General features: G+C 59.9%; 16 protein-coding genes and 2 pseudogenes. 13 read left to right on the top strand and 5 right to left on the bottom strand.

Annotated elements, in window-relative coordinates:
• Positions 1 to 2,107, bottom strand: a 2,107-nt coding sequence (locus EKD05_RS10305) for a choice-of-anchor D domain-containing protein (protein ID WP_165360680.1), incomplete at its 3' end; no start/stop codon positions are given.
• A gap of 484 nt (positions 2,108 to 2,591) precedes the next feature.
• Between EKD05_RS10305 and hisZ the strand changes: the two genes are divergently transcribed.
• The 4 genes from hisZ to purM are packed head-to-tail and all read left to right on the top strand — an operon-like array spanning position 2,592 to position 6,910.
• A complete protein-coding gene (gene hisZ, locus EKD05_RS10300; RefSeq protein ID WP_240695723.1) occupies positions 2,592 to 4,058 on the top strand; it encodes an ATP phosphoribosyltransferase regulatory subunit in 1,467 nt (488 codons plus the stop codon).
• A 12-nt stretch (positions 4,059 to 4,070) separates the two neighbouring features.
• Positions 4,071 to 4,874 (top strand): creatininase family protein, encoded by an 804-nt coding sequence (locus EKD05_RS10295; RefSeq protein ID WP_129672347.1) that lies wholly within the window; start codon positions 4,071 to 4,073, stop codon positions 4,872 to 4,874.
• A gap of 4 nt (positions 4,875 to 4,878) precedes the next feature.
• Positions 4,879 to 5,901 (top strand): ATP phosphoribosyltransferase, encoded by a 1,023-nt coding sequence (gene hisG / locus EKD05_RS10290; RefSeq protein WP_129672346.1) that lies wholly within the window; start codon positions 4,879 to 4,881, stop codon positions 5,899 to 5,901.
• A complete protein-coding gene (purM, locus tag EKD05_RS10285) occupies positions 5,894 to 6,910 on the top strand; it encodes a phosphoribosylformylglycinamidine cyclo-ligase (protein ID WP_129672345.1) in 1,017 nt (338 codons plus the stop codon). The genes hisG and purM overlap by 8 nt, the downstream gene beginning before the upstream one ends.
• Before the next feature lie 53 nt (positions 6,911 to 6,963).
• On the opposite strand, the pseudogene EKD05_RS27170 reads toward purM, so the two are convergent.
• From EKD05_RS27170 to EKD05_RS10265, 4 genes and pseudogenes are all read right to left on the bottom strand, one after another.
• Positions 6,964 to 7,128, bottom strand: a pseudogene (locus EKD05_RS27170) (SAM-dependent DNA methyltransferase); the annotation flags it as partial.
• Positions 7,129 to 7,241: 113 nt separating this feature from the next.
• A pseudogene (locus EKD05_RS10275) lies at positions 7,242 to 7,928 on the bottom strand (helical backbone metal receptor); the annotation flags it as partial.
• Between the two features lie 132 nt (positions 7,929 to 8,060).
• Positions 8,061 to 8,507 carry a universal stress protein gene (locus EKD05_RS10270; protein WP_129672344.1) on the bottom strand — a complete coding sequence of 149 codons (447 nt, stop codon included), beginning with the start codon at positions 8,505 to 8,507 and terminating at the stop codon, positions 8,061 to 8,063.
• 282 nt (positions 8,508 to 8,789) lie between these two features.
• Positions 8,790 to 10,283 carry a B12-binding domain-containing radical SAM protein gene (locus EKD05_RS10265; RefSeq protein WP_240695722.1) on the bottom strand — a complete coding sequence of 498 codons (1,494 nt, stop codon included), beginning with the start codon at positions 10,281 to 10,283 and terminating at the stop codon, positions 8,790 to 8,792.
• A gap of 154 nt (positions 10,284 to 10,437) precedes the next feature.
• On the opposite strand from EKD05_RS10265, the gene EKD05_RS10260 reads away from it, so the two are divergent.
• From EKD05_RS10260 to EKD05_RS10220, 9 genes are all read left to right on the top strand, one after another.
• Positions 10,438 to 11,601, top strand: a complete 1,164-nt coding sequence (locus EKD05_RS10260) for an SH3 domain-containing protein (RefSeq protein ID WP_129672342.1) — start codon at positions 10,438 to 10,440, stop codon at positions 11,599 to 11,601.
• A 313-nt stretch (positions 11,602 to 11,914) separates the two neighbouring features.
• Complete coding sequence (locus EKD05_RS10255) at positions 11,915 to 12,685, top strand: dolichyl-phosphate beta-glucosyltransferase (protein WP_129672341.1); 771 nt, start codon at positions 11,915 to 11,917, stop codon at positions 12,683 to 12,685.
• A gap of 49 nt (positions 12,686 to 12,734) precedes the next feature.
• Positions 12,735 to 13,970, top strand: coding sequence for a glycosyltransferase (locus tag EKD05_RS10250; RefSeq protein WP_129672340.1), 1,236 nt, complete (start codon positions 12,735 to 12,737; stop codon positions 13,968 to 13,970).
• 21 nt (positions 13,971 to 13,991) lie between these two features.
• On the top strand, positions 13,992 to 14,321 hold the full coding sequence (locus EKD05_RS10245) for an STAS domain-containing protein (RefSeq protein WP_129672339.1): 330 nt from the start codon (positions 13,992 to 13,994) through the stop codon (positions 14,319 to 14,321).
• 263 nt (positions 14,322 to 14,584) lie between these two features.
• Positions 14,585 to 15,913, top strand: coding sequence for a PP2C family protein-serine/threonine phosphatase (locus EKD05_RS10240; protein WP_129672338.1), 1,329 nt, complete (start codon positions 14,585 to 14,587; stop codon positions 15,911 to 15,913).
• Positions 15,910 to 16,335, top strand: coding sequence for an ATP-binding protein (locus tag EKD05_RS10235; RefSeq protein WP_165360679.1), 426 nt, complete (start codon positions 15,910 to 15,912; stop codon positions 16,333 to 16,335). Before EKD05_RS10240 ends, EKD05_RS10235 begins: the two co-directional genes overlap by 4 nt.
• Before the next feature lie 12 nt (positions 16,336 to 16,347).
• Positions 16,348 to 16,686: an STAS domain-containing protein gene (locus EKD05_RS10230; protein ID WP_165360678.1), complete on the top strand. Its 339-nt coding sequence runs from the start codon at positions 16,348 to 16,350 to the stop codon at positions 16,684 to 16,686.
• A gap of 24 nt (positions 16,687 to 16,710) precedes the next feature.
• A complete protein-coding gene (locus tag EKD05_RS10225) occupies positions 16,711 to 17,091 on the top strand; it encodes a response regulator (RefSeq protein ID WP_129672335.1) in 381 nt (126 codons plus the stop codon).
• Between the two features lie 154 nt (positions 17,092 to 17,245).
• Entirely contained in the window at positions 17,246 to 18,550 is a 1,305-nt protein-coding gene (locus tag EKD05_RS10220; protein WP_165360677.1) for an oligosaccharide flippase family protein, read from the top strand.
• Positions 18,551 to 18,556: the final 6 nt, after the last annotated feature.

Below are 18,556 nucleotides of genomic sequence, written 5' to 3'. Positions count from 1 at the left end.
CCACCAGGCTAAAATCGCCGGGATTGAGCCCACCCAGACTGAGTGCGCTGATGGTCAGGCTGGCCCCGCCAATCTCAAGAAAACTCAGGCTGCGGTCGCGGCTGCCACCCACCAGAGCTTGACCAACATCAAGTGGGCCAGGAGCAACCGGGTCGCTCGCAAAACCAGGCGTCGGTGCGGCCACGGCATTGCAACTCAAGACATAGTTCAGGGTCGGCTGAGCCGGGTCGTCACTGCTCAAGCTCAGCGTTGCACTGCGCAGCCCGGGCATCCCCGTTGGCGCACACCCCAGATTCAGGCTGCCACTCGTGCCCGGATCAAGCGTGAGCGGGATGCTCGATGCAATACTAAAGCTTGCTGCATCTGGCCCACTGAGCTGGGCAGTGCTCAGCGTGAGCGGAGCATCGCCCGTATTAGAGAAATCGATGCTCAGTTGCTGGCTATTGCCCACCGTCACATTGCCAAAATTGAGCGGCCCGGGCGGGAGCGGGGTCAGGCTGGTCACCGGCGCCGGAGCCGGGAGCTCGAAAGCCCCAATATCGCAGCGGTTGCCTTTAGGGCGACTGAAACCCCGCACATCCTGGTTATCAACCTCGGTGCTGGCACAAGTTGCCGGATCGCCCGCATCACGTAACGGACTGGCCCCCGTTGGCCGGCTGGTCAGCATCGGACTAAGCGGGCCGCCATTGAAACTCGGCGCAGCAAAGCTCGCGCTGGTCGCACTCAGGTCGCCGGGTTGATTCAATCCACAACTGCTACCGTCATCCAAGTTATGGCCAAGCGAGGTGAGGCTTCCCCCCGCGCAGCCGCCCACCAGCGCCGTATTCACCAGCCTCAGCGTACCATCAGGCTGGTTGAACAGCGCCGCCCCCTGGCCTCCGGCACTATTGGCGGTGATCGTCACGTTGCGCAGATCCACAATAGCAGCGCCGCCGCTAGGATCTTCATTGAACAGCCCGCCGCCATTGGCAGTCGCTGCATTGGCGGTCAATTCCACATTCGCGAGGGTCAGCCCAAAGTCGCCACTGTTTGCAATGGCACCGCCGCTGCCTGTCACCAGATTGTTGAGCAGCACACTGCGCACAATGGTCGTAAGGCCGCCAAAATTGGCTACGGCCCCACCCCGGCGATCATTGCCAGCCGAACCAGCGATATTGCCACTCAGCACACTATCACGCACGGTGACGGCACTGTTGGGGCTCACGTGCAAGCCACCACCATTGCCACGGAGGCTCAGGTTGCCGGTCATGATCACGCGGGTAAGGTGAGCGGTATCTGGGTTGGCCCCATTGTTCCGCACATAGAGTGCGCCGCCGCCCTGGGCATCATAGTTATCACCGGGATCGCCCTCGACCCCATTGTTATTGGGATCGCTGGCAAAAGCCAGGTTGCCATCAAGAATCACATCGGTCAGTTCGAGCGGCGCGATCGCATAGATTGCGCCACCACTGCGCAAGGCCCGGTTGCCCGTAAAGATCGACCCGGCAATCTGGGCCAGATCACTGCCTGCCGCCCAGATCGCGCCGCCGCCATCGCTGCCGTCGGCCCCATTGCCCGTAAACAGGCTCCCGGCAATCTGCAGAGCCCCCTCGCTGCGAATGGCCCCGCCATCGCCAACGGTAGCAACATTATCAAGAAAACTGACCCCGGCTGCATTGAGCGTGCCACCAATGGCGACCCGGATGGCTGGCGCGCCTTTTGTCAGCGTCAAGTTGGTAAGACTCAGGCTGCCACCGCCATTGATCACAAAGATCGGGCTGCTTCCCCCGGGTCGTCCCACAATCGTGACCGGGCCAATCATCAGAAGATCGGCACTAATATTGGGCAGATCCTTCAAAGGATCGCTCAATTGAAGCGGGCCAGGGGTGTTGAAACTGATCGCATATGGCCCAGAACCGCTGGCGTCGCACTGATAGTAGACGCCCTGGTCGGCAATGGCCTGCAACGCCTCGTAGAGCGAACACTTGCCATCACTATTGTTGTCCGCATCACCGGCACTTGGATCAACCACGATGCTCACCGCAGCCTTGACCCTGGGCGCAGGCCAACTTAGACCCACCAGGATGAGGCACAGCGCCAGCAACAACCGGGCCAGCAAACGGCTCATAGGTGGCTCCTTATGACTATTTTGGATTGCCGTGCTGGTCATCACAACGCCTCAACGGGGCTTGGTGTACGCAGGGTGACCAACGCTCATTGGTATTATAACGTACCGTTCGCGAGTACATCCGACGTTTTCCATTTTACGCACCGTGATCTCGGTGACAATAATCATAACCAGCACGGCGAGTGAGCACCGGTTTCACCTTCGACCTGACGATCTCAGCGCCATCGGCATGGCGCAGCATAGATCATATTACGCCGACGGCATGGATGCAGCGAGTAGGGCTGTTGCAAAATCCCAGTAGGGTTAGATAGCGTCCGCAGATTACGCAGATTACGCAGATGCGGAAGCTATAATCTGCGTAATCTGCGGACAATCAGGATGACTTTGCAGCAACCCTGACGCAGCGAGCGCTTCCCTTGCGCTGAAAAGCTAACCGTACTATACTTCTTGCGGCTGTGAGGGCGTTAGCGAAGAGGAAGATATTGTGAGTGGTACGCTTGAGGTCGTTCGCGGGATGCGTGATCTGCTTCCTGCTGCCCAGGGTGAGGCCATACGGGTGCGTTCGCACATCGAGGCAATCCTTGAGGCCTATGGCTATGCACCCGTTGATCTGCCAATTATCGAACACCGCGATCTCTATCAGCGCAAACTTGGTGAAGAACTGGCCGGCAAGGTCTATGAGTTTAGCTTTGGCGGGCGCGACCTCGCCCTGCGGCCTGAATGGACAGCCTCAGTCTTGCGGGCTTATGTGGCCCATTTGCAGGACCAACCCCTACCACTGCGGCTGAGTTATAGCGGGCCGGTCTTTCGTTATGAACGCCCACAACGCCACACGTACCGCCAGTTTACCCAGATCGGGGGCGAGATCATTGGTGGCCCTGCCCCGCGCGCGGATGCCGAGGTGCTCGCTGTGGCCTGCGCCGGCCTCGAGGCCGTGGGAATCAACGACTACCGTGTGCTGATTGGGCATGTCGGTCTCGTGCGCGAAATCCTTGCCCAACTCGGCCTCACTGAGCGTACGCAGGGCATTCTGGTCTGGGGGCTTGATCGCCTACGCACCCGCGGCCCCGAGGCGATCCGCGAACGACTGCATGAAGATAACAGCGAAATACCGGCAGGGCTCGAATTGCCTCCCGGGATCGACGAGAGCCAATCAGCCGCCTGGTTGCTCCAGACGCTCCGCATGATGGAACTTGACCTCAGTACGGGAACGCGCCATCCTGAAGAGATTGTGGCGCGCCTGTTGCGCAAGTTGCGCCGACGCGACGAACAGGCGGCGCTTGAACACGCCCTGACAATCCTTACCCACTTGACGAGCCTCAGTGGTCCACCCGCGACCGCGATGCCGGCCATGGCCGCCATGCTCAGCGCGTATAACCTTGAAGCTCCCGCTTACCAGGAGTTGGGGGCGCTGGTTGAACTGCTCGAGGCGCACGGGCTTGATGCCGAACACATTCGGATTGAGGCCGGATTGGGGCGCGGCTTGCACTACTATAGCGGCATGATCTTTGAGATTGATGATGCCAGCGGGCTGCAACTGTGTGGTGGTGGGCGCTATGATGATCTGGTCGCCGCCCTCGGTGGGCGCGGGCGCGTTCCTGCGGTTGGCTTTGCCTATGGCCTCGAACGAGTTGTCGCCGCCAGCAAGCTCAAGCCTCTCCTCAGTCGCCGCCAGCATGTCCTGGTGGCTCCGGTTGCCGATGATGATTACGGCTATGCGCAACAGGTTGCGCAGCAATTGCGTACCCAGAACATGATTGTCACGGTTGATCTGCGTGGGCGTGCCGTGGGGCGCAATCTGAGCGATGCCGCACGCCGGGGTATTGATGTGGTAGTGATCGTCGGTCACGAGGAACGCACGAGCCAGACGCTGGTCTGGCGTGAATTGGCCCGGCATCACGAGCAACGGATCAGCCTCGACGACCTGGAGAGCATGGGCCAATCAGGCTAAGGAGAGCGCACGATGGCCGAGAAGCCCACCTGGGGTCGCTATAATCAACTGCATCCTGCGCAACTCGCCGCGATCCGTGCCGCCATCCCCGTGATCTATCTGCCCTGGGGGAGTCTGATGTGGCACGGGCCACATCTGCCCTTTGGCCTTGATACACTGGTCATCGAAGCGATGGCAGAACGTGCCGTACAACGTACCGGGGGCGTCTTATTGCCAACGATGAACTGGGCGAGTGATGGTATTCCGCATCCTGAAAACCTCACGTTCAACCCAACGACGCTCAATCTGGTGCTCGATGATCTGCTGGGCCAGTTGGCGGCCACGGGATGGCGCGTGATTGTGCTGCTCAATGGTCACTATGGCTATAGCCACGATCGGTTGATGATGGAGGCAGCCCGGCGTGCGCTGCACCAGCATCAGGTGCTTGTCCTGGCGATCACGCCGCTGACCCTGGTTGACGAAGCGATGCTTGACCACGGTGGACTCTGGGGAACCTCGCTCTTGCTCGCGCTGCGGCCAGATCTGGTTGACCTTGAAAGGCTTGGGGATCAGCCCCTGCAACCAGAGACCAGTGGAGTCGTGGGGCGTGATCCTCGCTATACCGCGGCGGCAACGTTGGGGAGCAGTGCGTTGAACCTTGCGGTCGAACGGATCGTTGTTGCCGTGCAAGATCTCGTGAAACGCAATGATCCCGCCCAGTTGATCGCCCTCTACGAACAACGCCACGAGCGTTATCAAGCTTTGCTTGCCCGCTATGGTAGTGATCCTGCAGAGGTAACTGCACGCTGGTGGGCTGCATTGACGCAAGGTGAATGATTCCATGCTGCGATTTGCGATTCCTTCCAAGGGCCGTGGCTACGATGCGACGTTGAGCCTGCTTGAGAGTTGTGGCCTGCGGGTCGTACGGGCGAATCCGCGCCAGTATACCGCGACGCTCCGCGGCCTCCCTGATACCGAAGTCTTGCTCCACCGTCCTGCCGATATTGTCGAAAAGGTTGCCGAAGGCAGCATTGATCTCGGCATTACAGGGTACGATCTGGTGGTGGAACAGCGCGGTGATGATCCCGCTTTGCTGACGATCTACGATGATCTTGGCTTCTGGCGAGCCGAACTGGTCTTTGCGGTGCCGCAAGGCTGGGTTGATGTCAGTTCGTGGCAAGATCTTGCCGATCTGGCGATGGAGTTGCGCGGGCGGGGTCGGCGTTTGCGCATCGCCACCAAGTACCCCGAGATTATCCGGCGTTTCTGTCATCAACAGGGCATCAACTATTTTGACCTGATCGACTCGCAAGGGTCTACCGAGGCGGCCCCTGGCTTGGGCTACGCCGATATTATTGCCGATATTACGGAAACAGGAACGGCGATTCGCGATAACCGGCTCAAGATCGTCGGCGGTACGATCTTGCGCTCACAGGCGGTGCTCGTGGGCAGTCGGCGCACGCTGCGCAACGACCAAGGCAAACTCGCCCTGGTGCGCCAGTTGCTCGAATTGATCGAAGGCCGACGGCAAGGACGCCTTTTCTATTCGTTGACCGCCAACCTGCCCGGTGCTTCGATCGAGAGCGTTGGGCGCCAAGTGACTGCCCGCATGGAACTTGCCGGCTTGCAAGGCCCGACGATTGCCCCGGTCTGGAGCAAATTCGATGACGAACAGGCGGCACCACGCTGGTATGCCGTCAATGTTGTGGTGCCCCAGGATGAGTTGTTGCCCGCAGTCCAACACCTGCGCAACATTGGTGCCGTGAGCATCAGTACCGTCCAGGTGCAACACGTCTTCAAAGCCGAAAGCGAGGCGTTTGCCCGTCTGCGCACGGCTCTCAGCGAGGAGCGCCAGGATGTCTGAGACCTATCGTGACGCGGGAGTGGATCTTGCGGCTGCAACCATGGCGAAAGCGTTGATGGGCGCAGCCGTACGTTCGACCCATAGCCCGGCTGTGCTGGCCGGGATGGGAGCATTTGGCGGTTGTTTTGATGCCGGGGTCGCTCTGCAAGGCCTGCGCGAGCCCGTGCTGGTCAGCAGTACCGACGGCGTAGGAACCAAGACTCTCGTCGCAACGGCCCTTCGGCGGTACGAGACGGTCGGGCAGGATCTGGTCAATCACTGTATCAACGATATTCTTGTACAAGGCGCACGACCGCTCTTTTTTCTCGATTATGTCGCGTCGGCACGGCTCGATCCCGTCCAGATCGCCACGATCGTCGAGGGCGTCGCCACGGCGTGTCGCGCCACGGGGTGCGCGTTGCTTGGCGGCGAGACCGCCGAGATGCCGGATGTCTATGTTGAAGGGGCCTTTGACCTGGCCGGGACGATTGTCGGTGTCGTGGAGCGAGCCCAATTATTGCCCCGCGCCGACCTTGCGCCGGGCGATGCGGTGCTGGCGTTGCCTTCAACGGGCCTGCACACCAACGGCTACTCACTGGCGCGGCGCATCGCTGCCCGCGATGGCTACGCCGCCCGCCCTGCCGTGCTCGGCGGCGCCAGCATCGGCGAGGCGCTGCTAGCGGTGCATCGTTGTTATCTACGCGAAGTTGAGGCGCTACGCAACGCCGTGACGGTGAAAGGCTTGGCCCACATCACCGGGGGCGGCCTCTTCGACAACCTGCCGCGCATCCTCCCCAAAGGCATGGGCGCGACCATCACGCGTGGCACGTGGCCCATCCCGCCGATCTTCACCTATCTGGTCGAACAGGGCCGCCTAGCCGAGCACGAAGCCTATCACGCCCTCAACATGGGCCTTGGCATGCTCGTCGTGCTTGCCCCCGAAGAGGTCGCCGCAGCCCTTGCGGCGGTACCCGAGGCCTGCCACGTTGGGGTCATTACCGACCGGGCCGAGGTCGTCTTGGTGGATTGAGCCAGGTCGTCGCGTTTTGTGCCCTCCTGCACGGCGAGCAGATGACCATAGCCTTACCCCTTCTGCAGTTCTGCCGCGACGCTGCGGAACTGTTCTAGCGCCGCTTCGAGGTTCTCGACGATTTCGGCGGCGATAAGGTCGGGGGCGGGCAGGGCGTCAATGTCTTCGAGGCTGTCGTCCTTGAGCCAGAAGATGTCGAGGTTGAGCTTGTCGCGGGCTGATCCACCAACGCGGCGAAGTCGCGCAGCGCCTCAACTGTGCGGCCCCCTGGCCAGGTCAAAGCCATGCCATCACAGAGGATGATCCGCCCGTCGCGTACGGCGGGTACCTCGCCAAAGGGCGCAAACGCCTCGCGATCACGCTCGGTAAAGGGGTAGGGCTCGCTCGGCAGCAGGATCAGCTCGGGCCGAAGGGCCAGAAAAGCCTCGAGTGTGGCACGCGGGTAGCGCCCGGGCAACTGAAGCGCCAGGTTTTCGGCACCGCAGAGCCGGAGCAGGTCGCCTGCGTAGGTTTGCGCACCTACGGCCATCCAGGGGTCGCGCCAGATAAAGGCGAGCATTTTGCGCGGGCGTTGACTGGTGCGGTGCGCGGCGGCTTGGATCGCGGTGCACAGCGCCTCCAGCCCCGATGCGGCCTGGGCGCTAACCCCCAGCACCGTTGCCAGGGCGGCGAGTTGCGCTGGAACATCGGCCACGCTGCGCATCGCGGTCACGTAGACGTTGATCCCGGCGGCGGCGAGCGCCAGCACATCGCGCTCACGGTTCTCCTCCTGGTCGGCGAGCACCAAGTCGGGCCGCAGGGCCACGATCGCGGTACGGTCGGGGTTCTTGGTGCCGCAGAGCCGCGGCAGCCCGATCAGGGCCGCCGCTGGCTCGCTGCAGTAGTCAGTCACGCCGACGACGTGTGCCCCGGCTCCAACGGTGAACAACCACTCGGTGAGACTTGGCACCAACGAGACAATCCGCTGTGGTGGATCGGCTAACTCAAGGCGACGCTCAAGGGCATCCAGGATGATCATCGGCGAGGTAATGCTTACAAATCATTAGGGCGACGGCAGAAGATATCATCGCCCTAGCCCTGCACGACGACAGTTCCATCGGCGGCAAAGATCGTGATCGGGACATCAACGGTTGCGTCCGCTTCGAAATGCTCAGGCCTGGGGACGAACAACCAGCATCGGAACGGGCGTCGTCTGCATAATCTTCTGGGTGACACTCCCATAGATCCAGCGGCCAAGGCCACCGCGACCATGCGTAGCCAGAGCGATCAGATCAACCCCTTCACTCTCGGCAAACTCAAGAATCGCATCGGCAGGATAACGGATCAAGACCTCGGTCGCGACCTGCAAACCCTCATCACGTAGCGGACCGATCAGGTCAGACAGATAAGAATGCGCATCGTTGAGCAGCTTTTTCATCGGATCAACGAACTCGGTGGTTTTCGTAGCACCTTCAATGACATCGGGGTATTCGCGGGGAACGGCGCGCATCAACGTCACCTTCGACGCCAGTCCAGCACCAGCCAGTGCTCGCACGTGAGGCAGAACCTGCTCGGCAAGCGGCGATCCATCCAGGGGAACAAGAATGTGATTGTACATAAGGCCTCTCTGATAAACCGGTACTCGCTACCGCAACAACGCATGCAGCGAAGGCTCCATCCAGGCTCCCTTGCCAGGAATAATTCCGGAAGATCAATCTACCCTCCATTGACATTATACCAGTACGAGTTCCACAAAGATAGAGCCCTGACTGCTTGTGTTAGGGCAATGGCTTCTTCGATATCCTGCGCCCAGCATGACAAAATCGCGCACGGCGATGCCGCGCTGCACTCACCATGACCAGGCTATGCGCAGCGCGGCAAACATACGTTACAGCTCACCTCAATCGGCGGTCACTTCACGCTCGCTCGCGACTGGCTCGGCGATATAGCGTGTTTGTTGCAGCGGGCGACGCAGGCCGCTCTTGACGCTGACAATCTGGTCTTGCAGGTTACGCCGAAAGAGGATGCTAGTGACGAGGTTGACGAGTTTGTTGCGGTTGAAGGCCACCCGCGTAGCAATAGCAGGCCAGGCATACATGCCGAGGAAGTGATTGAGATAACGCAACTGGTATTCCAGCGGATCATAGGTATCACACCGCACCACCAGATTGTGCGCCGTATACTTGTCCCAATCCTCATCAACAATCAGCCCCTTCTCTTTATACTCACGGTAGAGTTGGGTGCCAGGATACGGCGTGATAATCGAGTAGATCGGCATCATGAGCCGATTGGCCCGCACAAAATCCTCGGTCGCCTGCATATCTTCGTAGGTATCAATGGCCGGATTGGTCATAAAGTTGCCCTGAATATTCAGGCCAGCTTTGCGACACGTGGTGATAATCTCGGCATACCGTTGGGCCGAATTGGTGCGGCCTTTGTTGTAGGCCTTGAGCGTCGCCTGATTCACCGACTCGAAACCCACCAGGGCCATCAGACAGCCGGCCCGCACGAGCAAATCGACGGTTTTGGGATCTTCGAGGAAGTTAATGCTGATAAAACTGCTAAACTTGATATCGCACTCAGCCAGGATCTCGAGGATCTCCCAGGTGCGCTGTTTATTGACCCCCAGGTTTTCGTCGGTAAACATAAACCAGGGCGTCTTGCCATACCGGCTTGGCTTGAAGAAGACCCGTTTGGCCTCTTCGATCTGGGCCCGGATTGTCTCGGGCGATTGGATCCGGTAGAGGCGCCCGGTAAAATTGGGCGTCACACAGAACGCACAGGTGTAGGGGCAACCGCGGGTCATATAAATCGGGATTGATTTGCGGGCGTCAACCTGTTCGCGTTTGCTTGCAGCAAAAATTCGTGCATAATGAAGGGGCGGAACTTCATTCACCGGAGGAAAGTCGCTCGCATCATACCGGGGCCGCAAACAACCGTCGGCGACATCCTGCAAGACGTGAGACCACAGGTGCTCGGCTTCACCGCAGACAATGGCATCGGCATGGGGCTTGGCCTCGGCATAATTGAACGAGACATGCACCCCACCGAGCACGACGGGAATGCCACGCTGACGGAACTGATCCGCGATGGCATAGGCACGATTAACATTCATCGTACGGGTGGTAATGCCAACCAGATCGTACGGTTGGTTGAAATCAATGGGATCGCCAAATAACTCATCAACCAGTTCGAGCGTATGCTGAGGCGGCGTGATGCTTACCAGCACCCCGATCGCCATTGAAAAGAGCGCCTTCTGGCTGCTTGCTTCTTCTTTATGGCCTTTGGGGGTGATGAGCAAAATCCGCAGTGGACGCAGATCTTCGGACGGGCGTAGTATTGGACGGTCAGACGGAACAAGGGCAATTGCGCCCTGATTAGCTCCTTGGCTCACAGGGGCCTCCTCACAATGACTTGACACAATCTTGCGCCATTATAACGCGGCTGTACTTATATGTACAGAGGTTCAGGGCCAAGACTGGTGGTTTAACAACAATGTTGCGAGGCTTTGCGTGTAAAGGTGCGGGTTTCCGCACCTAAAGGCAAGCATGAATATGTCTGTAGACGAGAATCCTTCCGGGCCGTTGGAATTGCTGGCGTCGGCCCGTGATAAATACACCCTGGCGATGGCGCGGGTACGCCACAGCCCACCCGAGTTGGCCTTGCTCAGTTTGCATGGCAGCCTTGAAGACGCCCTGCGATCATATGCACTACGGTTGCCGTTACCCGAGGCGCGTGCCCCCTTTGGGCAATTGCTTGAGGCGATGAAGGCGCTGCCTCAGGCCGCGTTGAGTCCGGCTGAAGCCGAAGGTATCAGGCGCATGCACCGCCTGCGTGCCCGCGTTGCGCAGGGTGAGTCACTTGCGCTGACTGCGGAAACGATTGCGACGTATCATCGCCTGGTGGCCCGGTTGTTGCAACGCTATGGCATTGTCGTTGTGGCTCCTGGTGATGAGGTGAGCACCACGCAAGCGCTCGCGCTTGAAGCGCTCGCAGCCGAAGAGCCGCGCGCAACGATCCCGCTGCACGCCGCGCCGGGGGCAAAAGAGGCACGCTCGCCCCAACCGAGGCCTTCTTCCTCAGACGCATCCGGACGTTCGCCCCAACAAACTGCTGGCGAGCCACCACGGCGCCCGCTTCGCCCCGGCCAACCGAGTAGTGCGACAAGCGAACTGCCCATCGCCCGTGAGCTGCGTGCGCAGCGTGGGCCGAGCTATGCGAACCTTGAACGGGCCGAACAGTTGGCCGATTTCTGGGCGCGCTGGCAGGGTTGGATGTTGCCAATCATCATTATTCTCAGTATTTTTCTGGTTGGTTTTGTGATCTCGATCAGTCTCCAGCAAATTCGCACCAGCCAGCCTGTGGTACCGACGGCAGCGAATGTCCTGGTCGCAACTGCCACCCTTGAGTCTACGACAACCAATGCAACCGAGGCAGAGCCAGCCGGTGACCCGCCTGCGGAACCACCCTCAACCTCGGTTGATGGACTGGCACTTGGGCGCACCGTCTATGTGCGTGCTGATGCCGGAGCACTCAACCTACGCTTGCGGCCTGGCACCAGTGGCGATAATGAAGTTCAGACGATCCTTATGCCAGGGACAGCGGCCGAGATTATTGCTGGCCCGGTCGAGCTTGATGGCTACACCTGGTGGCAAGTGCGCGTAGCGGGCAACGAAGGTTGGTGCGCCGGGCAATTCCTCGAAGTCCGTTGATGATCACAACTGAAGGCATTGCCTCATTGTTCGCGGCGTAGCCGCGAACAATGAGGCAATGCCTTCAGTTGTGATTTAGAACTACTATATTCCACTAACTATCACACGATCTTTGTAAGATAAAGAGAAGTACGAGCTAACAGCATATGGTTTTCCATAGTACTATCATTCTCAGATACACATAGTACCTAGAAACATCTAACAATATACCCTATGGCTTCTATACAAAACACGGGGTTTTGCTATACTACGTCAGAAGAAGTCATTGACGCAGTGTGATCTTTGTTACCTGGAAGCACTGGAGCACGACACTATGACCTATGCTGACTATGCCACCTGGAAAACCACGCCAATCAGCGATGAACCCTACCTCTCTATCGTGATCCCGGCCTACAACGAAGAGGAGCGGATCATTCCGACGATTGGGGCAGTCGCTTCGTACGTGACCGGCCTGGGGTTGCCCTGGGAGTTGATCATCGCCGATGACGGCTCACGGGATCAGACCGCTGCCCTGGTCGAGAGCCTGGAGATGGTCAACCTGCGCCTGCTCCGCGCCGAGCGTAATGGAGGCAAAGGCAGCGCAGTGCGCCGGGGGGTTCTGGAGGCACGGGGAAGGTACATCCTCTTTGACGACGCCGATAACTCAACGCCAATCGAGGAACTCCCCAAGTTATTGCGGAAACTCGACCAGGATGGCTACGACGTCGCGGTTGGCTCGCGTGCGGCCGGCGGTACCGAAGAGGCCCACAAGAATCTGCTGCGGCGTACGTTGAGCGGAGGGCTGCGCTGGATCGTTCGTCACTTCTTCCGCATCGGGGTGCGCGACACCCAGTGTGGCTTCAAGCTCTTCACACGTGAGGCCGCGCATCGACTCTACGCAGCGCAGACGATCGACGGCTTCTCATTCGACCTAGAAATTCTCTACCTGGCTGATCGCATCGGCTATAAGATTGCCGAGGTGCCAGTCACATGGATCGACGCCCCCGGCTCGAAGGTGGATACCTCCCGCGAGGTTCAGCGCTTCCTGCGCGACCTTGTGCGCATCAAGTGGAACGATCTGCGCGGCATCTACGCGCACGCCTAAGCCACACGACGGGTGCTCACCGTGTCAGCCGTAGCAACACAGGAACGCCATGCGTATCGCCATCGTCACACCCTACCCGCCCAGTGCCGGCTCGCTCAACGAGTATGCCTTCCACTTCATCCGCTTCTTGCGCCAGAAGCCCGAGGTCAAAGAGATCTTCGTTCTGACCGACGAACTGCCCGACGGCCAGGAATACACTGTTGGTGCCGACTGGCAGCCCGGCGCAGCCACGCTACACATCGTGCCCTGTTGGCGGTTTGGGGCGCTTGATAACGCCCTGAGGATCGCACGCACGGCCCGCTCGCTTGCTCCGGATATTGTCCTATTCAACATCCAGTTTGCCTCGTTCGGCAGCTCCAAGCCATCCGCCGCCCTGGGCCTGCTCGCGCCGGTGATGGTGCGCGCCGCTGGCCTTGCCACGATCGTGCTGTTGCACAATATTATGGAGACGGTGGATCTAAAGAGCGCCGGCTTCGGGAGCAATCCTCTGGTCGAGGGTGTAATCAGGGCCTTCGGCACGTTGAGCACGCGCATCTTGCTGCGTGCCGACCTGCTCGCCGTGACGATCCCGCGTTATGTCGAAATCCTCGAAAAGAAATATGGGGTGAGCAATGTGCTGCTTGCGCCCCATGGTGCGTTTGACGAAGCACCACCACCGACGTTCGACGCACCACCGGGTCCGCTGCAAATTATGACCTTTGGCAAATTCGGCACCTACAAAAAGGTCGAGCCCTTGGTGGCGGCCTTCCGCCTGCTGCAAGATGTTGGGTACGACCTGGAACTAGTTATCGCCGGCACCGACAGCCCAAACGCCCCCGGCTATCTCGAGGGTGTGCGTCAGGCGAATGCCGACCTGCAAGGGCTACGCTTTACCGGTTATGTCGCCGAGGAAGACGTGCCGCGGATCTTCCAAGACGCAAGCGTGGTGGTCTTCCCGTACACCAGCACCACAGGGAGTTCGGGGGTGCTGCACCAGGCCGGCAATTACGGGCGGGCGGTTGTCCTACCACAGCTAGGAGACCTGGCCGAACTGATCGCTGAAGAGGGCTACACCGGCGAGTTCTTTACACCAGACGACCCGCAGAGCCTGGCCGGTGCGCTGACCCGTTTGCTCGACGATCCAGAGCGTCGGCGTGCCATGGGGACCCAGAACTATCTGGCCGCATGCGGCCTGCCGATGACCGAAGTAGTCGAGTGGTACCTCATCCACGCCGCCAACATTCTTGCGATCCGCGCCGCACGTGGTCAAACCGCTGGTAGGCTCCCTAAGCTTGGGCACCGCTAATCCGGAAGAAAGAGATACGTTATGGCTCTCACCACGCGCACCGTCGGCAATGTAACTATCCTGGAGCTTAGCGGACGCTTCGACGCACACATGGCGCCTGCCATTCTGGAATGGTATGGGAAGCTACGCACATCTCAAGTTGTAGTCAATCTTGCGGGAGTGAATTTCATCGACTCGAGTGCGCTCGCGGCCCTCACTGGCGGGATGAAACGCTGCCGCCAGCAGAACGGTGACCTGAAGCTTTGCGCACTCCAGCAACCCGTCCAGGTCATCTTTGAACTGACGCGCATGAACCGGGCGTTCGAAATCTTTCCGACCGAGGCCGAGGCGATCGCATCTTTTCGACGCTAAGGCATGTTTCAGAAAGAGCTCGTGAGCATGACAGCGGTAGTGCCGACTTCAGTCGGCTGAGGCGGAAGCCGGCTGAAGCCGGCACTCCCTGTGGCAGTAGGCCGGAAGCCGGCTGAAGCCGGCACTCCCTGTGGCAGCAGGCCGGAAAACTTACATTGCACACTGTTGAGTGGGTACAGAGTGGTTTTTCAGGGAGGGCAAGCCCTCCCTGAGACTGTCCCGACGGCAACTTCTTCTTGGAAACATTCAGGTCATACATACATATGGACACAGAGCAAGCTCGCGACAAAGCAATAGCAACCCCCCATGCTCAGGCCAACCGAGAGGCGAGCTTGCGTGACCAACTGTGCCGACAAAAGTATGAGATTGAGGAACTGGCGGGGCAACTGGTTGAAACCCAGGATCTTCTGCTGGCAATGTACGACCTTTCACAGGCGACGCGCAGTCACCTGGGCCTCGGCGAAACATTGCGCCACCTGGCCAACGAGGCGACACGGTTGGTGTGTGTCAAGGGTGCGATCCTGTGTGTAGGACCGACGATTGTGCATCACCCTACGGCGCTCATTGACGACCTCAGCCTACTCAACCACCTGGAGATCATGGAAGAGCGTGGCACCGACCTGATCCTCAACACTCCCCAGGCGACGCTACCCACTGGCATCACGAATCTTTGCTTTCTGCCAATCAACCTTCAAGGGAGCCTGAAAGCAACGCTTGTGCTGATCAATCGTGAAGGAAACTTCACTGCGCCGGATCTCAAGCTCGGCCGGGCCATTGCCGAGCAGGCGGGCGCCCACATCGAGCACGCCTTGCTCTACCAAGAGACCCTGGCGCAGACAAGACTCCAGGCCGAGATGGACGTCGCACGGCGGGTGCAGCTCCATCTGTTGCCCCAGGCTCGGCCGAACGTGCCAACGCTCGATATCTACGCTGATTCACGTCCGGCGCTACAGGTAGGCGGCGACTTCTACGACTTCGTGAGCGAGCCAGATCGGCCACTCTTGCTGCTGCTGGGCGACGTAGCCGGTAAGGGGATCTCGGCGGCGATGATCATGGGCCTTGTCCACACCGCAACACGCAGCGCAGCGCGCTTTATGCCAGACCCGACCCCAGCCAAGGTACTGAGCCGCACCAACAACGACCTGTACGACGACCTGACCCTGCTCGACTCCTTCATCACCGCCTTCATCGCTCAGTACGTACCCGAGCAGGAACTGATGCGCTACGCCAACGCCGGGCACGCACCAGTGATCTACCGGCCCCCGAACGGGCGAGCACAGTTGTTGGAAGGCGACGGCATCCCACTTGGCGTCCTGCCGATGACATTGAGCGAAGACTACACGCTAGATTTTACTGCAGGGACGCTGCTCATCGTCACAACTGACGGCTTCAACGAGGCGCGTGACCCGAACGGGGTCATGTTCGGCTACGAACGACTGCTCGAGCTCGTGGATGAGTTCGCCGACCAGCCAGCCCAGGTGATCGCCTATGGCCTATACAACACGATCGATGGATTCACGGGCGGACAAATTCAGGAAGACGACCAGACACTGATCATTATTAAAGGGCTTGGGAAGGATGGAGCATCGTGAACCTGCAAGCTGACGACCTCAGACTCGATCTGCCGGCGACGAACAAATACCTCAACGTGCTGGGGGCATGCCTTGACGCCTTCATCGCGCGGATCGAGGGAGTTGACGACGCCCGCATTGCTGCGTACAACATCGAGCTTGCGGTCAACGAGATTGTCGCCAACATCGTCAGACACGCCTACGCCAACACGACTGACGGTCGCGTCACGATGGTTGTCCGCCTTATCCAGGAACCGCGCCAACTCTTGATCGAACTAGCCGATACCGGCCTTGCCTTTGACCCCACGACCGCGGTCGAGCCGGATCTCGATGATGTCCAAATTCATGGCTACGGCCTCTTCCTGGCCCGCAGCCTGATGGACGACGTCTCCTACACGCGACGGCAGAACAGCAACGAGTGGTGCCTCATCAAGTATCTCTAGGAGCGTATGGGTATGAACCTCAACCTTAGCGAGCACATCGTCCGAACCGTCGTCGTGGCCCCCACCGAGCGCATCGACGCCTTTAGCGCCCCTCAGCTGCGCGCCGCGCTCGACCAGCAGTTCGCCAGCGGCGTCAGGCGCTTCGTGCTCGACCTCTCGAGCGTTCCATTCCTCGACAGCGCGGGCATGGCGGTGCTCGTGAGCCTGCTAAAGCGGGCACGCGAACTCGGCGGCGACGTACGCCTAGTCTGGCCGACCGAGGAGGCGGCCCGGCGCATCATCAAGCTCACCAAGTTCGATCGTGTCTTCTCGATGGCGAACACCGCCGAGGCGGCGCTGGCCGACTTCTAACATACGAAGGGGATCCAGGAAGCCATGGCAACAATTCTTGTCATCGACGACTCGTCCGTCATCCGCCATCTGCTCAGCCACACGCTCAAGCACAACGGCCACCATGTGATCACCCTCGCCTGTGGAGACGAGGCCCTGGGCTTGCTCGAGACCGAGACTGTCGATGTGGTCATCGCGGATCTGGAGATGCCCAGCATGGACGGCATCACCTTGCTCAAACACATCCGGAGCGGCGAGCGTACGTGCGAGATTCCGTTGCTTATGCTCACCGCAAGCGGCAATGAGCAGGATCGCGAGGACGCCCAGGCTGCCGGGGCGAACGGATTCCTTACCAAACCCGCCAGTTCACGGGATCTGGTCACGGCAGTCGAGCGTTTGCTCCACGCCAACCAGAGTGCGCTTTAGAGAAGGAAATAGGCCGAGCGCCATTTGCTGCCGAAGGGAGTGCCGACTTTAGCCGGCTGAAGCCGGCACTCCCTTCGGCAGCAGAGCAGAAAACTTATTTCACAGACTACGCATGCTCATGGGCTGGACACCCTATCTACACACTGGAGGTCTTATGCCGCTCCCATCGCTTATCTCACGTCTCCGCGAGCGCTTGCCCCAGAGTCTAACTGGGGGTGCGATGCTCTTGGTAAGCGCCACCGTCGTCAATCTCGGCAACTACATCTACAACCTGATCCTGGGGCGATGGCTGGGACCGGCGGCGTTTGCCGACGCCAATCTGATCGTGACGCTGTTCCTGGTGATCACCTTCGTGACGGTGGCGCTGCAGACAACGACGGCAAAGTTTGCGGCGATGTACAGCGCATCCGCGCGACCAGCAGCGAGTGCCGAGCTACGGCGCTGGCTCGAGCGTGGTGCGTGGCTGAGTGGGATGGTGGGTTTGTTGATCTTCGCCATCGGCGCACCCTTCTGGCAAGCCTTCTTCCACACGGAATCGGCCTGGCCGTTCGTCATGTTCGCCCTGGGCGTGCCCTTCTATTTTATGCTCGGGGTCGAGCGGGGCATGCTGCAAGGCGAGACGCGCTTTGGCGTGCTGTCGCTGAGCTACCAGGCCGAGATGTGGTCGCGCCTGGTGATCGGCATCGCGCTGGTGGCGCTCGGCTGGTCGGTGCTGGGGGCGACTGGTGGCCTGACGCTGTCGCTGGTCGTTGCCTGGCTGATCGCACGCAAGAGCGTGCCGTCAACGCCGGGCGGTCAGCCACTGACGGTCAACGAGCGGTCAACGATTATCCGCTTTGCGGTACCGGTCGTTGCGGCACTGATCGGGCAGATTCTGATCAACAACGGCGATGTGTTGATCGTCAAGCGGTTCTTTGAAGCCAACGAGGCGGGGCTGTATGCAGCGGTGGCCTTGATCGGACGGATCGTCTTTTTCGCGACATGGTCGATCGTCACGGTGCTCTTCCCGATCGTGGCGCAGCGCCACCACCGCGGCGAGGCCCACCGCTACCTGCTCTACGCTGGGTTGGGGATGGTACTGGTGATCTCGGCCCCGATCGTGGCGGCAACGATCTTCTGGCCCGAACTGATCGTGGGCTTGCTCTTTGGTGCAGAGTATCTAAGCGTGGCGCCGTTGCTCGGCGGCTACGCGCTGGGAACAACCTTCTATGCCCTGTCCAATGTCGTGATCAGCTATCGGCTCTCGCTCGACAACGGAGGAGGCAGCATGCTCGGCCTGGCCGGTGGCATAGCCCAGGTGCTGGCGCTCTTGCTCTTCCACCGGGATCTGAACGAGGTCGTGCTGGTACAGATCTATGTCAAGAGTGGCCTGTTCTTCGCCCTTGTCGCCTGGGACATCTGGCTGCTGCGACAACGCGGTGTACGCCCGACCCTCGCCAGCGGCCCAACCGCAGATTGAAGGTAC

The sequence above is a fragment of the Candidatus Chloroploca sp. Khr17 genome, assembly GCF_004138165.1.
Classification (GTDB): domain Bacteria; phylum Chloroflexota; class Chloroflexia; order Chloroflexales; family Chloroflexaceae; genus Chloroploca.
This window is presented reverse-complemented; position numbering and strand designations above follow the sequence as displayed.